Origin of the sequence: Pseudoalteromonas sp. SWYJZ19 (assembly GCF_015864375.1) — a bacterium.
Classification (GTDB): Bacteria; Pseudomonadota; Gammaproteobacteria; order Enterobacterales; family Alteromonadaceae; genus Pseudoalteromonas; species Pseudoalteromonas arctica.
This window is the reverse complement of sequence record NZ_JADYXI010000012.1, coordinates 79,459-97,799: the sequence shown is the minus strand read 5'-3', so window position 1 is coordinate 97,799 and position 18,341 is coordinate 79,459. Positions and strand designations below refer to the sequence as shown.

General features: G+C 37.7%; 15 protein-coding genes. 13 read left to right on the top strand and 2 right to left on the bottom strand.

Translation table 11 applies throughout. The features are described from left to right. Nucleotides 1-1,872 (bottom strand): protein-disulfide reductase DsbD, encoded by a 1,872-nt coding sequence (locus I6F45_RS13105; protein ID WP_197160745.1) that lies wholly within the window; start codon nucleotides 1,870-1,872, stop codon nucleotides 1-3. Beyond that, nucleotides 1,872-2,192 (bottom strand): divalent-cation tolerance protein CutA, encoded by a 321-nt coding sequence (cutA, locus tag I6F45_RS13100; RefSeq protein ID WP_165728305.1) that lies wholly within the window; start codon nucleotides 2,190-2,192, stop codon nucleotides 1,872-1,874. The genes I6F45_RS13105 and cutA overlap by 1 nt, the downstream gene beginning before the upstream one ends. 178 nt (nucleotides 2,193-2,370) lie before the next feature. Between cutA and I6F45_RS13095 the strand changes: the two genes are divergently transcribed. From I6F45_RS13095 to I6F45_RS13035, 13 genes are all read left to right on the top strand, one after another. Further along, entirely contained in the window at nucleotides 2,371-2,847 is a 477-nt protein-coding gene (locus I6F45_RS13095; protein WP_007580034.1) for an FxsA family protein, read from the top strand. Nucleotides 2,848-2,957: 110 nt separating this feature from the next. Then, nucleotides 2,958-3,245: a co-chaperone GroES gene (locus tag I6F45_RS13090; RefSeq protein ID WP_007580032.1), complete on the top strand. Its 288-nt coding sequence runs from the start codon at nucleotides 2,958-2,960 to the stop codon at nucleotides 3,243-3,245. A 48-nt stretch (nucleotides 3,246-3,293) separates the two neighbouring features. Beyond that, the gene (gene groL / locus I6F45_RS13085; protein WP_165728306.1) at nucleotides 3,294-4,940 is read left to right on the top strand and encodes a chaperonin GroEL; all 1,647 of its coding nucleotides are present in this window, start codon (nucleotides 3,294-3,296) and stop codon (nucleotides 4,938-4,940) included. 215 nt (nucleotides 4,941-5,155) lie between these two features. Then, nucleotides 5,156-6,358, top strand: a complete 1,203-nt coding sequence (locus tag I6F45_RS13080; RefSeq protein ID WP_197119378.1) for a tyrosine-type recombinase/integrase — start codon at nucleotides 5,156-5,158, stop codon at nucleotides 6,356-6,358. 18 nt (nucleotides 6,359-6,376) lie between these two features. Next, nucleotides 6,377-7,222, top strand: coding sequence for a hypothetical protein (locus I6F45_RS13075; protein WP_165740714.1), 846 nt, complete (start codon nucleotides 6,377-6,379; stop codon nucleotides 7,220-7,222). A gap of 116 nt (nucleotides 7,223-7,338) precedes the next feature. Then, complete coding sequence (locus I6F45_RS13070) at nucleotides 7,339-7,545, top strand: helix-turn-helix transcriptional regulator (RefSeq protein ID WP_165740715.1); 207 nt, start codon at nucleotides 7,339-7,341, stop codon at nucleotides 7,543-7,545. Further along, nucleotides 7,532-8,023 carry a helix-turn-helix domain-containing protein gene (locus tag I6F45_RS13065; protein ID WP_024593419.1) on the top strand — a complete coding sequence of 164 codons (492 nt, stop codon included), beginning with the start codon at nucleotides 7,532-7,534 and terminating at the stop codon, nucleotides 8,021-8,023. Before I6F45_RS13070 ends, I6F45_RS13065 begins: the two co-directional genes overlap by 14 nt. Then, on the top strand, nucleotides 8,007-9,110 hold the full coding sequence (locus I6F45_RS13060; RefSeq protein ID WP_197160743.1) for a tyrosine-type recombinase/integrase: 1,104 nt from the start codon (nucleotides 8,007-8,009) through the stop codon (nucleotides 9,108-9,110). Before I6F45_RS13065 ends, I6F45_RS13060 begins: the two co-directional genes overlap by 17 nt. 245 nt (nucleotides 9,111-9,355) lie before the next feature. After that, nucleotides 9,356-9,904: a recombinase family protein gene (locus I6F45_RS13055; RefSeq protein WP_197160741.1), complete on the top strand. Its 549-nt coding sequence runs from the start codon at nucleotides 9,356-9,358 to the stop codon at nucleotides 9,902-9,904. Between the two features lie 173 nt (nucleotides 9,905-10,077). Then, nucleotides 10,078-10,362, top strand: coding sequence for a hypothetical protein (locus tag I6F45_RS13050; RefSeq protein WP_197160739.1), 285 nt, complete (start codon nucleotides 10,078-10,080; stop codon nucleotides 10,360-10,362). 22 nt (nucleotides 10,363-10,384) lie between these two features. Then, nucleotides 10,385-12,373, top strand: a complete 1,989-nt coding sequence (locus I6F45_RS13045) for a class I SAM-dependent DNA methyltransferase (RefSeq protein WP_197160737.1) — start codon at nucleotides 10,385-10,387, stop codon at nucleotides 12,371-12,373. Then, the gene (locus I6F45_RS13040) at nucleotides 12,370-13,701 is read left to right on the top strand and encodes a restriction endonuclease subunit S (protein ID WP_197160735.1); all 1,332 of its coding nucleotides are present in this window, start codon (nucleotides 12,370-12,372) and stop codon (nucleotides 13,699-13,701) included. The genes I6F45_RS13045 and I6F45_RS13040 overlap by 4 nt, the downstream gene beginning before the upstream one ends. Continuing rightward, nucleotides 13,701-17,978, top strand: a complete 4,278-nt coding sequence (locus I6F45_RS13035; protein ID WP_197160733.1) for an alpha/beta hydrolase — start codon at nucleotides 13,701-13,703, stop codon at nucleotides 17,976-17,978. Before I6F45_RS13040 ends, I6F45_RS13035 begins: the two co-directional genes overlap by 1 nt. Nucleotides 17,979-18,341: the final 363 nt, after the last annotated feature.

Below are 18,341 nucleotides of genomic sequence, written 5' to 3'. Positions count from 1 at the left end.
TTATTGTGCGCTGGCGCGCACAACTGCTAGGTGTTTAGCAAAGTCCTCAGCATTTAAAAAGCCCGTTACGCGCTGCGTACTAAGCTCTTGTCCTTGAGTATTAAAAAACAAAATACTAGGTAAACCAAACACCGTGTACTCTTCCATTAGCTCAATTGTTTTATTATCACTCTCAGTTAAATCAATTTGAATAAGTTGATAGTGGCTAAACTCACTTTGCACTTTGGCATCAGGAAAGGTGTAATGTTCAAACTCTTTACACGCCACACACCAGTCGGCATATAAATCGACCATAACCATTCGACCTTCGTCGTTTGCTTGTGCAACTGCTTCTTTTAGTTCTGCTAAATCAGCAACCTGTTTAAACTCATTATTTTGTGAGCTTACCTGTACTGTTTGTACTTGAACTGGCCAAAAGTAGTTTTTAGTTAACGTAAAGCCTGTAATAACTAATAGAGTTGCAGCAAACCATAATGCAGTTTTTAACTTGCTTTGTGTTTGGCTACTTTGCCAATGATGTAAGTACAGTGCTGTTGCTAGTGCAAGCACACCTGCCATTAATAATATAATGTCGGCGCTGATTAGTCGCTCAAGTAATATAAGCGGCACAACGAGCATCACAAAACCAAACAAGGTTTTAACTTGCTCCATCCAACCACCCGCTTTAGGAAGCAATTTACCGCCAGATGTACCGAGTAATAACAGCGGTAATCCCATACCTAAACTAAGCACGTACAGTGTTAAACCACCTACTAAGTAATCACCACTTTGCGCTACAAATAACAGCGCCGCCGACAGTGGCGCAGTAGTACAAGGTGATGCTATTAATCCCGAAAGTACACCCATTAAAAATACGCCAACGTAGTTGCCGCCTTTTTGGTTGTTACTTACTTGAGTTAGCTTGCTCATCATACTGCTTGGCAGTTTAATTTCGTACCAGCCAAACATCGACATAGCCAATAATACAAACAATAAACTAAAGCTAATTAATACAAATGGATGCTGTAAATACCCCTGCACTTGCCCACCAAGTGCCGCAACAACTAAACCAAGCGCTGCATAGGTAACTGCCATACCTTGTATATATACAAACGACAGTGCAAAGGCTTTTTTAGTTGAAAGGTTTTGCTGGCCCGCAATTAAGCTCGATAAAATAGGAAACATAGGAAATACGCACGGCGTAAAAGCAAGGCCTACACCCACTACAAAAAATATGAGTAAATTAGTTATCAAGCTCTGACTTGCTAATTGCTCAGTAAAGGTGAGCTCTTTTTTGGTGTCATCTGAATTTGTTGTGGGTTCAGTAGTAGGTTCAGTAGTAGGTTCAGTAGTAGGTTCAGTAGCTGGCTCATTAAGTGCTGCAAACGTATTGGTCGCAGACGCCGTTTCATCGGTAGCGCTATTTTGATCTACATTTTTAATCTGCGCGCCACTAATTACACTCAGCGGAATACTAATAACTTCAGGCGGATAACAAAGTCCTGCTTTTGCACAGCCCTGATAGCGAACTTTAACAACCGCTCCCTCAGTGATATTACTTAACTTGCTAACAACACTCGCGGTATTAAAAAAGACTTCTGTTTTACCAAAAAATTCATCTTCAATAATTTCGCCACTACCAGAGTCACCTACTTGGATGTTTGCGCCCTTGGCAATGATTTCTATTTTCTTTTTATATAAATAATAATCTGGCGCTATATCCCAGCCCACAAACAAGGTTTTTCCTTGCTGGTCAAAGTCAAATACAAACGCTTGGTCTACAGGTAAAAAAGTGTGTTGAGGAGGCCCAAGTAGATCACCAAGCACATTATTAGTCGCAGCCTTTACAGGTACAGTTAATAATGTAACCAACAATAAAAAGAGAAAACGCATTAATTCAGTACCTCGTCCATCCAATTAAAATATGCCAAGTTACCTGTTGAGACTTCTACAACCTGAATCTCTGGCACTTCGTAGCTATGTAGCTCTTTTATTGTTAAAAACACATCGTTCATTTTGTCTGCTTTCGTTTTTATAAGTAGTTTGGCTTCAGTTGCTTCTGCCACTTCGCCTTCCCACATATAAACAGAGCCCATGTTAGATAAAATATTTACACAAGCTGCTAGCTTTTTTTCTACCAACGCCCTTGCTAGGCTGCGTGCTTCTGCTTCGTCTTTGCAGGTCGTAAAAATCATTTTAAAATGCGTAGTCATTATGAACCTATACTTATTTAACAGTGTCTAGCTTCATAGTATCTGATAGCCGATACAATGTGTAGACGCTAAAATATCAGTAAAATGACGATACCTATGCCCTAACCTTGAAAAGAGACCTCGTCACCCTCATTTATATTTCATCAACTCTTTTGAGTGTCATTATTTAGAGAGCGCTATGTTTAGATTTTTATTTGTGTTGTTTATTATCATCCCTATTATCGAAATCGCCTTGCTGATTCAAGTAAGCGACGTGATTGGCGGATTTGCAACAATTGCACTTGTTGTTATTACTGCGATTTTAGGAGCCAAAATGGTTAAAACACAAGGTATGGGTGCGCTGCAAAATGTACAGGCGCAAATGGCGCAAGGGCAAATGCCAGCCAAAGAATTATTTACCGGAATATGCGTGGTAATTGCAGGTGTATTATTACTTACCCCTGGCATTATGACAGACGTATTTGGATTACTATTATTAACCCCTGCAATTCGTAACAAATTGGCTGCAGGCCTTGCTAGCCAAGCAACTGTTAGAATGAGCGCAGGTATGCAACAAGGGCCATCGCCGTTTGCTGGGCAGCAACATGCTGAACGAGAGCAAGGGCAAATGGAACGACCAACAACTATTGACGGCGAGTATGAGAGAAAAGATTAAAAATTTATCGTTTTTTCTCTTGGAATTTTACACTCCACCCCCATTAATGAATGCAAATTAGAAAAGCTTTTTTCTGTACTGTTCAGAAACTGTTAGGAGAACTAAAAAACATGAACATTCGTCCTTTACAAGATCGCGTAATCGTTAAACGTCTAGAAGAAGAAACAAAATCTGCTGGCGGTATTGTATTAACTGGCTCTGCAGCTGAAAAATCAACTCGCGGAGAAGTTGTAGCCGTAGGTAATGGTCGCGTTTTAGAAAACGGTGACGTGAGAGCGTTAGAAGTTAAAGCCGGTGACACTGTGTTATTTGGCTCATATGTTGAAAAAGTTGAAAAGATCGAAGGTCAAGAGTACCTGATCATGCGTGAAGATAATATTTTAGGCATTGTAGGCTAAACCTACTTTTCGTTTATAAACATTTAAGAATTTAGAGGAATTTAAAACATGGCAGCAAAAGAAGTACTTTTTGCAGGTGACGCACGCGCTAAAATGCTAACTGGCGTAAACATCCTGGCAAACGCAGTAAAAGTTACACTAGGTCCTAAAGGCCGTAACGTTGTACTAGACAAATCATTTGGCTCTCCAGTTATCACTAAAGATGGTGTATCTGTAGCAAAAGAAATCGAACTTGAAGACAAGTTTGAAAACATGGGCGCACAAATGGTTAAAGAAGTTGCATCTAAAGCAAATGATGCAGCCGGCGATGGTACAACTACCGCTACAGTACTTGCACAGTCTATTGTTAATGAAGGCCTTAAAGCTGTTGCTGCAGGCATGAACCCAATGGATCTTAAGCGCGGCATCGACAAAGCAGTTATTGCTGCTGTTGCAGAGCTTAAAGCGTTATCTGTTCCTTGTTCTGATACTAAAGCAATTGCACAAGTAGGTACTATTTCAGCTAACTCTGATAAAGAGATTGGCGACATCATTGCACAAGCAATGGAAAAAGTAGGACGTAACAGTGGTGTTATTACTGTAGAAGAAGGTCAATCACTTGAAAACGAACTAGATGTTGTTGAAGGCATGCAGTTTGACCGTGGTTACTTATCTCCTTACTTTATCAACAGCCCAGAAAAAGGCACTGTTGAACTAGATAACCCATTTATTCTACTTGTAGATAAAAAGATATCTAACATCCGCGAATTATTGCCAACATTAGAAGCGGTTGCTAAAGCAAGCAAACCACTACTAATCATCGCAGAAGACCTTGAAGGTGAAGCACTAGCTACATTAGTAGTTAATAACATGCGCGGTATTGTTAAAGTATCAGCAGTTAAAGCACCTGGTTTTGGCGACCGTCGTAAAGCAATGCTACAAGATATCGCTGTATTAACTGGCGGTACTGTTATTTCTGAAGAAATCGGCTTAGAGCTTGAAAAAGCAACAGTTGAAGACCTAGGTACAGCTAAGCGCGTAATTATCACTAAAGATGATACAACAATCATTGATGGTGCTGGTGAAGAAGCGGGTATTAGCGGTCGTGTTTCACAAATTAAAGCACAAATCGAAGAAGCAACATCAGACTACGATAAAGAGAAACTACAAGAGCGCATGGCTAAATTAGCTGGCGGTGTTGCAGTAATCAAAGTAGGTGCTGCTACTGAAATGGAAATGAAAGAGAAAAAAGACCGCGTTGAAGATGCATTAAATGCAACTCGTGCAGCGGTTGAAGAAGGCGTAGTACCTGGCGGCGGCGTTGCACTTGTACGTGCAGCTAGCAAGCTGGTAGATTTAGTTGGCGACAACGAAGATCAAAACCACGGTATTAAAGTTGCACTTCGTGCAATGGAAGCACCACTTCGTCAAATCGTAACTAACGCTGGCGAAGAAGCATCAGTTGTAATTAACGCAGTTAAAGGCGGCGAAGGTAACTTTGGTTACAACGCAGCAACTGGCGAATACAACGACATGATTGAAATGGGTATCCTAGATCCAACTAAAGTAACACGCTCTGCATTACAGTTTGCAGGGTCTATTGCGGGTCTAATGATCACTACTGAAGCAATGGTAGCTGAAATCCCAAAAGATGAAGCTGGTGGCGCTGATATGGGTGGCATGGGCGGAATGGGTGGTATGGGCGGAATGATGTAATCATCTAACCCATATACTATAGCATCCTAAGAAGCCCGCAAGGCTATGTTTTGCGGGCTTTTTTATTGACTTTACTTCCTCTTACATCCGATAATATTTCACTACTTCCAAAAATAACAAGGTATTAATGAAGGGTACCACTGCAAACTTCAGTTTAATTTTATTCATATTTAATATGCATACCCCTCATAAAGTACCCCACACAAGAGATGTAAATGCCATTAACTGCACAAGAAGTAAAAAATATATCCTGTCCTGAAGACAAAGCGCAGATAAAGAAATCAGATGGTAACAATCTGTTTTTACTGGTTAAAAACAATAACTCCAAACTATGGCGGCTCAGATTTAGACATGCAGGAAAGTACCAAGAAATGGCTCTTGGAAAATACCCCTCCATATCTCTCAGCGAAGCTAGAAGATTGGCTGAAGAAGCAAGAGCGTCTTTAATCAATGGTATTAACCCTATGGATGAAAGGCGGGAACGAAAACGCACAAAAGAGGTAACTAAAGACAAGTTATTTTCAACCATTGCAATAAAGTGGTGGGAGCAGCAAAAAGGTTCTTGGTCGGAGGATCACGAAAAAAGAATCAATCGCTGGCTGCTGGTGGACTCTAAAAGCTTAGGTAACCTTCACATTGATAATATTGACGCTGGGCATATTACTGAACTCATGTTAGCAGTTGAAGCAACTGGAAGCCCCAGAAAAGCACCAAATATACTGGCGGTAATCAATCGTGTTTTTGGTTATGCATTAGCGCACAGATTGACACGAAATAATCCTGCACAAGGCCTACCTCTCACCGATATACTAAAACCCTTACCAAAAGTAAAACATAGGGCTGCAATCGTTAAGCCTAATGAACTTGCCCAATTGATTAGAGATATAGATACAACAGAATCAGGCAATTACTGCACTGTTGAAGCACTTAAATTAATACCTAGAGTATTCTTAAGACCAACTGAGATTAGGAACCTGAAGTGGGAATACGTTGACTTTGATGATTCACTAATAAGAATACCAGCCGAAGAAATGAAACGCGGCCGAGAGCATATTGTGCCGATGTCAAAGCAAGTCGTAAAACACTTAAAAGAAGTGAAAACTGTTACAGGCTACTCCAAGTTGGTATTTCCTAACCAAAGAGATGGCAGCAAACCTATGAGTAAAAATGTATTAACTAATCGTTTACGAGATTTAGGGTACCCTGCCGATGTCATGTCAGCACATGGTTTTAGAAGTACAGCATCAACCATACTGCACGAAAAAGGCTGGAACCACGATGTCATTGAAGTGCAACTTGCCCACCTTACTGGCTCGGCTACATCAAGAGCCTACAATCGCTCAATATACTTGGCAGAGAGAACAAAACTAATGCAAGAATGGGCAGACTATTTAGATCAATTGTCTAATATAAAATAACAATGGTACATAAAAACAATGAAAAAAACAGACAAGTTTAGAGAGTGGCTCTCACTTGAAAATGCAGCTGCGCGTATCTCTAAAGAAATAAATGAAAATATAACTGTAAATGATTTATATCGGCTAGCACTCGATGGTCACTTAAAACTTTCTATGTATTTTGTAAATGATGGATATGGTATAGAGGGTGAATTGGGGGGAGTCGATGAGACTGAGAAGCAGTTACCTCAGCAAAAATTTAATACCTTGAACCGCACTGTTCAAAGTATGGCTGGTATTTGGGATTTAACAATGCAAGGCCAAGAGGCTTATGAAATTAAAGAGTATTATGAAGAAAGCAATTCAGGGGTAAGTGTAAAAAATCGTAGTAAAAATGGTATCTTAGTGCAACAAGATGGCGTCACTTGTAAGCTATATAAATACTTTGACTATGAGAAAATATGTAGTCCTGAATACAACGAATCAAAAGAGAGGAAACGTGCCCTTGCGGAAGAACCTGCTAAGATTTTTGAAAATCTTCCCATAGTTCTTGAGCAATTAGTTCGAACTGATAAATATGACATACAATATGTACCTTGTATCAAACTTTCTGATGCTGGTTGCGTTTTGATTATAAAAAATCGTGAAATCACTCGCTTTATCCAATTGATAGAAAATAAGCCGCAAGAAGAAAAACCACTTACATCTAAAGAACGAACTACAAAAAACATTCTAATAGGGGCACTACTGAAAGAGTTAGGTATAACCCCTCCTTATAAAGCTTCTGCCCCCGTTATTAAATTAATCGTTGAAAAATATGGTAAAACTATCGCTGACAACACCGTCCGCGCAACTCTACAAGAACTTGCTGAGCATATAGATTAGCCCACTTTGTATGAATTAAAAAACGCAATTGAAACTCTACTTTCTTCAATTGCGTTTCAGACCTCTCAAATCAAATAACCTTCTAATCATCCAATAAACGATTAAAAGGTTCCAATGTGTCCCATAAAATAATTCGCTTACCTGAAGTTAAAAATAAAACAGGTCTATCTCGCAGTACCATTTACTTGGGTATGGCTAAAGGTATTTTTCCGAAAACTATTTCACTAAGTGAGCGAGCTGTTGGCTGGCTCGATTCAGACATTGAGCAATGGCTTGATAAGCGCATAGCTGCATCTAAGGTGACTAACAATGAGCCGTCGTAACAACCCCAATCGCATCAAGATTCATCGTAGTTATACAGTGATTGATGTTAGCGAAGCATTAGGAGTTCATCCTAAAACTGTACGTAACTGGATTCGTGTTGGCTTGCCTGTAATTGATGATAGGCGTCCACTTTTGATCCATGGAAGCGACTTAAAAGTTCATTTAAAGCAGAAGCGAAAAACTTACATGTACAAATGTGAAATACATGAAATTTACTGTTTCAAATGCAAAGAGCCTAAAAACCCAACTATAGAATCACTTAAGTTTATATCGAAACCTGCTGGTATGGCGCAGATGTCTGGGCACTGTAAAGAATGTGGCTGCCAAGCAAATAAATATGTTTCTTGGCGCAATGTGAATCAAATTTGGCTTGAACTTGAGGGTAAATTACCGATAGCTGAAAAACACTTAATCCTGAGAGAAGAAGCTCTCTTAAATTGTCCTTTTGATATGGTATTTAATGATGAAAAAAAATAACACTAATAACGCCCGAATTCTTCATGAGTATAGCAAGTATTTGGGGGATGCAAAAAGCTACGACAAATCAACTGTTGACGGTGCCATGAAGTCAATTAATCGCTTTGAAGAATATACAGGGTACCTTGATTTTAATAAGTTTAGGGCAAAGCATGCCATTGGGTTTAAGAAGGATCTTCTTGCTCAAAAATCAACTGTGACTGGAGAGGTATTGAGTAAAGCAACAGTACTTACTGCAATTCGTCACATAAAAATGTTCTTTCACTTTTTAGTTACGCAAAAAGGTTATAGAGCAAAAATCAACTACAGCGATATTGAATATTTCAATTTATCTGAAAAAGATACTCGTATTGCTAATACAAAGCGAAGAAAAAATGTGGCTAAAATTGAGCAAGTTATTCAGACATTAGAAGCAATGCCCTCTAGTACGGAGATTGAGATGCGTGAAAGAGCTTTAATCGCTTTTATTATCTTAACTGGCGCACGAGATAGTGCCGTAGCCTCAGCCAAAATTAAACACATTGATATTACCGAGCAAAGCTTTTATCAAGATGCTAGGGATGTAAATACTAAATATAGTAAAACCTTTACTACTTACTTTTTTCCTGTGGGTGAGCTGCCATCAAAGATTCTGACTCATTGGATTGAATACTTAATAAATGAACTTGGATATAAGCAAAATGATCCATTATTTCCAAAAACCAAATTAGGACACAATAAAAATCAGCAGTTTGAGGCCATTGGGTTACTTAAAGAGCACTGGAGTAATGCTACCCCTATCCGCAAGGTATTCAAACAAGCTTTTGAGGCTGTTGGTTTACCCTACTTTAATCCTCATAGCTTCCGTAACACTTTAGTAAGGCTAGGTGAGAATCTTTGTTTAACGCCTGAAGAATTTAAAGCATGGAGTCAAAACTTGGGGCATGAAAGCGTATTAACCAGTTTTTATAGTTATGGTGATGTGCCAGATTATAAACAAGCAGAGTTACTGCGTAAATTAGCCAAGCCAGCTGAATGTACCTCCCCTGATATGGAAGAGCAATTTAATCAATTTCAAGCCTTTCAGAAAATGATGGCACAAAAGTAAAGTCCATTACATTAACCTGATTATCTGGTATCAAAAAGCAGTTGTATATTGATACCAGTTATCAAGGCAAGTCATAGTATCAATAAAACACGAATCAACATTAACAAAGCGTACATTTTAGGCATAGTCAAAGTGTACGTTCATCATTAATGGTAATTGTGTTCACTTTAAGTTGCTTTAGATTAAGTGTACGTATATTGTCATAACATTTAAGACTTAAAGTGAACACTTTCCAAGGAATAAATATGAGTGGTAAACAAATCGGGTATATTCGTGTTTCGACAATCGAACAAAACACCGAACGACAACTAAATGAAATCCCACTAGATGAAACGTTCACAGATAAGTGTAGCGGTAAAGATACAAACAGACCTGCTCTGAGAGAGCTTATAAAGTTTGTAAGAAAGGACGATACGGTTCATGTGCATGACATAAGCCGAATGGCTCGTAATACCGAAAACCTTCTTATGCTTGTTAAAGAGTTAACAGATAAAGGCGTAAAACTTATATTTCACAAAGAATCACTAACATTCACTGGCGAAGACAATCCGATGCAGCAACTAATGCTGACTATGTTAGGTGGTATTTATCAATTCGAGCGTTCTATGATGCTTGAGCGTCAACGTGAAGGCATAGCGATAGCCAAGCTAAAAGGGAAATATAAAGGTAAACCAGTCAATATCGAATTAAATGAAAATATCCGCACACTTGCCAATACAGGCATTAACAAATCTCAAATAGCTAAACAGCTCAACTGCTCTCGTACAACCGTTTATAAGGCTTTGTCTAACTAGTTTGTGAAGTTACTCCCAATTTACTTAGCTTTACTATCAGGTAATAACTTTCAGTTATATTAACAGTTGTATAGCTGGCTACTATAAAAATTCAAAATCACCTACTGAAACGATATTGAATATTGATGCAAAACAAACTATTGTATTGATACTGAATTTTAGAGGTGATTATTATGATTTCAGGTATAAATGGCGGTAATTGCATTCTTAGCTCTATGGCTAAAATTAGAGTTGAAAGCAACATGATCAACAAAGCTGAAGTTATTGGCAGTAAAGGTTCATTCCACATTATTTTTCATGGTTCTGTGGCAGAGTGGAAAGGCGAGCCAATCGTTTTAAGTAGCTCAAGACAACCTTACGAACCAAGAATATTCAAAAGCATCGATGGCGCAATTTCTGAGTTGATTAGAATCGGGTTAACCGAAGCATCCGTAAAAATTACCAATAGCGATAGCTAAACAAAATATAGAGAATTAAAAAATGAATAATAACTCCAGCACAGAAGTATCAAATTTATCGAGTTTTATATGGAACGTTGCCGACAGCTTATGGGGTGATTTCACACATTCAGATTTTGACAGGATTATCCTACCTCTCCTTTTACTTCGCAGATTGGAATGTATTCTAGAGCCAACAAAAGAAACGGTTTTAGCGGAATACGAAAACGAAAAAGATTCAGGTATCGATTTAGATTTATTGCTACCAGAATATTCAGGTTTACCATTTTTTAATACCAGTACATACACGCTTGAAACATTAGGTAGCACCAACACTAAATCTAACTTAGAACAATACGTCAGTCACTTTTCAGCAAACGTAAGAAAGATATTTGAAGAGTACAACTTCATCAATACTATTGCTGAATTAGATAACGCCAAGTTACTTTATTTTATCGTTAGCAAATTTGCTATTTTAGATTTAACGCGTGAAACAGTATCAGACCGAGTTATGTCTAACACCTACGAGCAATTAATCCGTGACTTTGCCGCATCGGTTAATCAAAAAGCTGGTGAATTTATGTCACCAAGAGATGCGGTTCATTTAACAACACTGCTGGTATTAAACCAAGACACTGAAATATTTACTGAATCAGGTGTTATCAGAACTATTTACGATCCAACTTGTGGTACTGGCGGCTTCCTTTTTGATGCCATTGACGAAATTAAAAATACGGGTTCTACCGCTAAAATTGTGCCATACGGACAAGAATTGAACCCAAAAACCCATGCAATGGCATTAACATCGATGTTGATTCAAGGGTATGACACCGACAACATTAAGCAAGGTAATACGCTTTCTGAAGATCACCTTCGTGGTAATAAATTTCATTATGGCTTTGCTAACCCTCCATTTGGTATTAAATGGGAGAAAGTAAAAAAACAAATAGTCACAGAACATGAAACATTAGGATATGCAGGTCGTTTTGGCGCAGGTTTACCAAGAGTAAGTGATGGTTCGATGCTCTTTTTAATGCATTTAGTGTCTAAAATGGAGTCACCTGAAAATGGTGGTGGGCGCATAGGTATCATTCTTTCAGGTTCACCGCTATTTACTGGTGATGCTGGCTCTGGTGAGTCTGAAATTAGGCGTTGGTTATTAGAAAACGATTATGTTGAAGCAATTTTAGCATTACCAAATGATATGTTTTTTAACACGGGTATTGGCACTTACATATGGATTTTATCGAATAAGAAAGCCAAAGAACGTAAAAATAAAGTTCAGTTAATGAACTTAGCGGATACATGGACTCAAATGCGTAAGTCTGAAGGTAATAAACGTAGAGAAATTTCGCGTAAACAAATGGAGCAAATTGTTGTTGATTACGACTCTTTTGAAAACGCACATTCAAAGTCAGTAAAAGTATTCAAAACGACTGACTTTGCTTATCGAAAAATAGCTATTAAACGCCCACTCAGAGCAAAAATAATCTTAGCAGAAGACAAAATATTAGCACTTGCAGAAGTTAAAGCCTTTGACAAATTAACTGATGTTCAACAAAACGCATGGTTAGATTTTTTCAATAAAAATCTTGGTGAATACGACTATTCACATTTATTTGAAGTAGTAAAAAGTCATAACAACTTAGAGGGTTTTGGTAGAACAGCCAAGGCTTTAGCAACCGCTTTTACCAACCACTTTATGGTGCGTGATGAAAACTGTGAAGCTATTTTAGATGCAAGCGGTAATGTAGTTCCTGACAGTACACTTAATGATAATGAAACCGTTCCTTTTGGCAAAGATATTGAAGACTACTTTAATGAAGAAGTTTTGCCTCATGTATCAGATGCATTTATTGATTACTCTATACGTGATTCTAGAGATGGCGAAGTAGGTGTTGTGGGATACGAAATTAATTTTAATCGTTATTTTTATGAGTATGTTCCACCACGATCGCTAAAAGATATTGATAACGATTTAAAAGCAAGTGAAACTCGAATTCAGGAACTTCTTGAGGAGGTGGCTGAATGATGAAGCCTTATTCAGAATATAAACCATCAGGTGTTCAATGGTTAGGTGAAATCCCTAAAGGGTGGTTACGATTACCTTTGAAGTATTTAACAAGCTCTTTTGTAAAAGATGGTCCTCACGAAACACCTATTTTTTTAGATGTAGGAATACCCTTTTTATCAGTTGATGGCATTCAAAAAAACAAACTTATTTTTGAAGGTTGCAGACATATAAGTGCAGAAGACCATAAAATTTATTCCAAAAAGTGCAAACCCGTTAAGGGTGATGTATTGCTAGGTAAAGCGGCTTCTGTCGGTAAGGTTGCCTTTGTTGATAGTGATAAGGATTTTAACGTTTGGTCTCCATTAGCAGTTATAAGCCCTAAGTCTGAAGTTGACGGAAAGTATATATTTTACTCACTTCAGTCTAAATTTTTACAATCTTTATGTGAAATTAAAAGTAACTCTAATACTCAAAAAAACTTAGGAATGAAAGATATTGATAATCTATCTTTTTGCGAACCTTCTTATGATGAGCGAGAGTCAATAGTGTCTTTTCTAGATTTTGAAACAAAGAAAATTGATAGCCTTATCTATGAAAAAGAAAGTTTTATAAAGTTACTTCAAGAAAAACGCGAAGCAATGATCTCTCATACTGTAACCAAAGGGTTGAATGACAGCGTGATGATGAAACCTAGTGGTGTTGAGTGGATTGGAGATATACCTCAGCATTGGGAGCTAAGAAAATTACGATACATAGGAGAATGCCAAAACGGTATAAACATCGGAGGGGATGCTTTCGGCAGTGGCTACCCGTTTGTCAGCTATGGAGATGTTTATAACAACAAGGCGTTACCTGAAAAAGTTAAAGGCTTAGTAGAATCAACAATTAAAGATCGTGAAATATATTCTATCCAAGCAGGTGATGTTTTATTTACAAGAACGTCTGAAACCATCAATGAAATTGGTTTTACTTCTGTATGCCATAAAGATATGCCCGATGCCGTATTTGCAGGATTTCTAATTAAATTTAGACCTAAAGATAATACTATCAACCCATTATTCTCAGAGTATTATTTTCAAAATGAAAAATTAAGAGCTTTCTTTGTTAAAGAGATGAATCTGGTAACAAGAGCATCACTAAGCCAAGAGCTGTTAAAGCGAATGCCTGTACCTTTGCCACCAGAAAATGAACAAATAGAAATTGCAAAGTATCTTTCTAATAAAGATAAAAAAATAAATGAGCTTATTAAAGAAACTAAATCTTCTATTGAGTTATTGAAAGAGCACCGTATAGCTCTAATCAGTGCAGCAGTCACAGGGAAAATAGATGTCAGGGAGGTCGCGTAATGGCAGCACATCATGAGGTTCATTTAGAAACCTATATAACAAAAAAATTAGTAGAAAATGGGTGGATTGAAGGCTCGTCTAATAAATATGATAAAGAACGTGCGTTATATACTGAAGATGTTGCTAAGTGGGTAAAAACGTCTCAGCCTGAAGCATGGGAAAAGCTTGAAAAGCTCAACGGAGCCAGAGCCGAAACAGTACTTGTAGATAGAGTAGCTAAGTCACTTGAAAGCAAAACGCTTGGTACGATGAAGGTATTGCGTGAAGGTATTCAAATAGCAGGTGCAGGTAAAATTTTATTGAGCCAAAAAGCCCCTGAAGACAATCGAAATCCGAAAGAAGTAAAAAAATATAACGCAAATATTTTACGAGTTGTTCGCCAATTAAAGTACTGCCCTACTCGTGAGTGGGAAATTGATTTAGTCTTTTTCATAAACGGTATTCCTGTCGCTACCGTTGAGTTAAAGACTGACTTTACTCAATCTATTGATGATGCGGTTAAACAATACAAAGAAGATAGATTACCTGTCATTAACGGTAGAGCAGAGCCACTATTAACCTTCAAACGTGGTGCTGTTGTTCATTTTGCTATGTCTGATAGTGAAATTAAGATGACAACTAAGTTAGAAGGTGAAAGCTCATTTTTCTTACCGTTTAACAAAGGTAATAACGGTTATGCTGGTAATCCGACAAGAGATGATGGTGAATATCCTGTCGCTTACTTTTGGGAAGAAATTTGCAAAAAAGATAGCTGGTTAAGAATATTTCATAGCTTTGTTTATATTGAATCTTCTGAAAAAGTTGATAAGCATGGCGTTCCTAAGCTCAAAGAAGTTCAAATTTTCCCTCGGTATCATCAGCTCAGAGCTGTAAATAAAATGATTGCAGATGCCAAAGCTAAAGGAGCTGGTCAGCAATATTTATGTGAGCACAGTGCTGGTTCAGGTAAAACAAGTACTATCGCTTGGACAGCCCATGATTTAACTCGACTTAGAAATGAAGAAGGCAAAGCGCACTTTAATTCGGTGATTGTTGTTACTGATAGAACAGTACTAGATGCTCAACTTCAAGATGCTATTCAACAGATCGATCATCAATTTGGCATGATTGAAGCAATTGATAAAAAGAAAACCAGCAAACCAAAAAGTAAACAATTAGCTGAAGCTTTGTTAAATGGTACTCCCATCATCATAGTTACTATTCAAACGTTCCCGTTTGCTATGGAATCTATCATTACAGAAAAGTCACTTAAAGATAGAAACTTTGCTGTAATTATTGATGAAGCACACACTTCACAAACAGGTAGTACAGCTCAAGGGTTAAGAGCTGCATTGTCATTAGACTCTAAAGATAATTTAGATAACATGTCTATTGAAGACCTGCTGTTGGAAGTTCAACGTTCAAGGGTTCGACCTAACAACATTAGTCATTTTGCATTTACTGCGACACCTAAGCACAGTACGTTTACATTGTTTGGTCGTCCTGAAGACGAAAACGAGCCTGTTTCTGATACAAACAAGCCTCAATCTTTTGATAAATACACTCAACGCCAAGCAATTGAAGAAGGATTTATTTTAGATGTATTGGAAAATTACACTCCATATAAAACAGCTTTTAAACTTGCCAGTACACTTGATTTAGATGACAAGCGTGTAGATAAAAAAATGGCTCGTAGATCATTAGCTCGATGGCAGTCATTACACCCAACGAATCCATCACAAAAAATTGAGTTTATTGTTAAGCATTTTCAAGAAAATGTAATGCACTTACTTAACGGTGAAGCAAAAGCGATGGTAGTAACAAGTGGCAGACCACAAGCTGTTAAATATAAAATGGCGTTTGATGCTTATATCAAGAAGAACAACCTTCATGGCATTAAGGCATTAGTTGCATTTTCTGGCAAAGTTAAAGGAACTGAGCTAGGTGACGATGATGGCACTTATGGATTTGATGAAGAGGCCGAGTACACCGAATTTAATATGAACCCTGAAATTGGTAATACTGATCTCAGACATGCTTTTGAAGAGTCTCAATACAAAGTCATGCTGGTAGCTTCAAAGTTTCAGACAGGCTTTAATCAGCCAAAGTTAGTGGCGATGTACCTCGATAAAAAGATAAGCGGTGTCGAAGCCGTACAAACGCTTTCACGCTTAAATAGAACTTACCCCGGCAAAGATACAACTTATGTTATTGATTTCGCCAATGAACCTGAAACCATTCTTCAAGCATTCAAAGATTATGATGAAGGTGCAACATTAGCAGATGTTCAAGACATTAACGTTGTTTATGACATAAAAGCCATTCTTGATAATGCTGATATTTATAATCATGAAGATTTAGACAAATTTAAAAAAGTTAATGTTAGTTTATTAAAAACAAAATCCACGTCAGAACAAGTTCATCGTAAATTATATACAGCAACTCAAAGACCTAATGACGTATTTAACTCTAAGCTTCAGGAGTTAACTAAAGCTATTAATGAGTGGGAAAGAAAATACAATCAAGCTCATAAAGAAAACGATGAAAACGCCATGAAGGTGTTTGACACTAAACGCTCTGAATACACAAAGCAGCGAGAAGGTTTGATACGTTTTAAATCTGATCTTACACGCTTTGTTAAAGTATATAGCTATGTTGCTCAACTGATAGAATTAGAAGACCCTAATTTAGAAAACTTCGCTAACTTTGGCAAACTGTTATCTAAAAGACTCAACGGTGTAGCTCAAGATCAAGTGGACTTAACTGGTTTAGTATTAAAAGGTTATAAGATCAGTAAATTAGATCAGCCTGATGAAACTAAAAGCGGAACACTTACTGGCATTAAAGCTAATGAGCATGATGCAACTGATAGAGAAAAAGAGTTCCTTAGTCAGATTGTGGTGCGCATGAATAATCTGTTTGGTGATATTTCAGATGCAACAGGACAACAACATTTTACCTCTCACATCGTTGATATAACTAAAAGTGACGCACGTGTTATCGACCAAGTTGAGAGCAACACCAAAATTCAAGCTTTGCATGGCGACCTACCAAGAACAATCCGAAGCGCGACAGTGGAAGCAATGAAATCTCATGGTGATCTTGCGAGGATATTACTTAAAGATAGCCAAAATATGGAGGCGTTTTCTAGCTTAGTTTACGACATAATAAAGCATGAAAATACTACTACCATTGATTTACAGCTAAACAAGTCTGTTGACGACAATACTTCTCCTATCGACTTTCTTCAAAAAGAAATAAATTTTTCAGAAGAAGTTATGCTATTTGATAGCGTTATTGAAGATGAATTTTTGGAAGATCCAAGAAAGATTCCTGTATGGTTTGGTACAAATCGTAAACTTAACGAAAATAATGGCGAAGTGTCATTTGGTAGTTGGGACAAAGTTACAACGCATGGAAAGTGTTTGGTGAATATACCTGAAGGACACAAACCGGGTTCGATAGGCTCTGCATGGTGGATTCGGCTTTTTAAAGGTGATGACAGACTGAGAGTACTGTCTGTTAAACCAATTGCTAGTGAGAAGTACTGGGATGAATTGAAGAAGTCAATGGAAGAAGAGAATTCAAATGCAGAAAAAGAGGCATTGTTTTTCTTACATGGGTACAACGTCTCTTTCAACGATGCAGCAGTACGCACGGCTCAACTTTCCTATGACTTGAAAATATCTCCTGCGATATTCTTTAGTTGGCCTTCAGATGCAGAAATTAGCTCTTATAATGCAGATGAAGCAACCATTGAAGCCTCTTACGAAGCTATTATTCAATTTGTGAAACAACTCGACATAGCTTCTATAGAGACAGGAACGACCCTTCATATTATGGCTCACAGTATGGGTAATAGAGCTATTCTTAAAAGCCTCGAAAAGCTTTCTAGTGATATAAAGAATGGTGAAAGCACGGCTATAGATAAGTTGGTATTTGCTGCCCCAGACGTTGATACAAGAGTATTCATGCAATCGATGGACAAGATTGAAAATATTAAAAGTCATAAAACTCTATATATATCTCAAAGAGATAAGGCTGTTTGGTTGTCTAAGGCAGTTCACAAAAACCATAGAGCTGGTTTAATGCCCCCAGTAACTGTCTTAGATGGAATGGATACAATAGATTCCACAGCGGTTGACGATACATTTTTGGGACATAGTTATGTTGACTCAGTAAGGGCTTTATTAACTGATTTATCAAGTCTTATTAAAGCTAGTTTGATGCCCAAAGACAGAGTTGGTCTTGAAAAGGCAGAAACTGAAGATGGGGAAGAGTATTGGAGAATTCGGTAATACTTATATCGCATGTTTATAACACGGGTCTAATGCAAATATGATGCTTAATTAACCTCAGGACAGAAGGTGATGGATTGACAACTGACTGTAACGCTCAAATAAACCTGGAGGGTACAAAAAAGGGTATCTTTTTCTTTTATGTTTTTTTATTGCTTAAAATCAACCCTTTAATTTTTTTGGGCGGCATGATGTAATCATCCCCTAAACACCTAGCTCAAATAAAAACCCAGCTTCGGCTGGGTTTTTAGCTATTGGGCACAAATAAAGTAAAAGCCACAGGTGTGGCTAATTAATAAAATGACTTCGCGTATCCCTTTGCTTCTTAAATGCATGCCAAGCCATACTCAGAGTTAATTTTAT

Coding starts and splice junctions, on each gene's coding strand:
- I6F45_RS13035 (WP_197160733.1), top strand. CDS start 13,701: ATGGCAGCACATCATGAGGTTCATTTAGAAACCTATATAACAAAAAAA.
- I6F45_RS13090 (WP_007580032.1), top strand. CDS start 2,958: ATGAACATTCGTCCTTTACAAGATCGCGTAATCGTTAAACGTCTAGAA.
- I6F45_RS13105 (WP_197160745.1), bottom strand. CDS start 1,872: ATGCGTTTTCTCTTTTTATTGTTGGTTACATTATTAACTGTACCTGTA.
- groL (WP_165728306.1), top strand. CDS start 3,294: ATGGCAGCAAAAGAAGTACTTTTTGCAGGTGACGCACGCGCTAAAATG.
- cutA (WP_165728305.1), bottom strand. CDS start 2,192: ATGACTACGCATTTTAAAATGATTTTTACGACCTGCAAAGACGAAGCA.
- I6F45_RS13075 (WP_165740714.1), top strand. CDS start 6,377: ATGAAAAAAACAGACAAGTTTAGAGAGTGGCTCTCACTTGAAAATGCA.
- I6F45_RS13055 (WP_197160741.1), top strand. CDS start 9,356: ATGAGTGGTAAACAAATCGGGTATATTCGTGTTTCGACAATCGAACAA.
- I6F45_RS13050 (WP_197160739.1), top strand. CDS start 10,078: ATGATTTCAGGTATAAATGGCGGTAATTGCATTCTTAGCTCTATGGCT.
- I6F45_RS13095 (WP_007580034.1), top strand. CDS start 2,371: ATGTTTAGATTTTTATTTGTGTTGTTTATTATCATCCCTATTATCGAA.
- I6F45_RS13040 (WP_197160735.1), top strand. CDS start 12,370: ATGATGAAGCCTTATTCAGAATATAAACCATCAGGTGTTCAATGGTTA.
- I6F45_RS13045 (WP_197160737.1), top strand. CDS start 10,385: ATGAATAATAACTCCAGCACAGAAGTATCAAATTTATCGAGTTTTATA.
- I6F45_RS13065 (WP_024593419.1), top strand. CDS start 7,532: ATGAGCCGTCGTAACAACCCCAATCGCATCAAGATTCATCGTAGTTAT.
- I6F45_RS13080 (WP_197119378.1), top strand. CDS start 5,156: ATGCCATTAACTGCACAAGAAGTAAAAAATATATCCTGTCCTGAAGAC.
- I6F45_RS13060 (WP_197160743.1), top strand. CDS start 8,007: ATGATGAAAAAAAATAACACTAATAACGCCCGAATTCTTCATGAGTAT.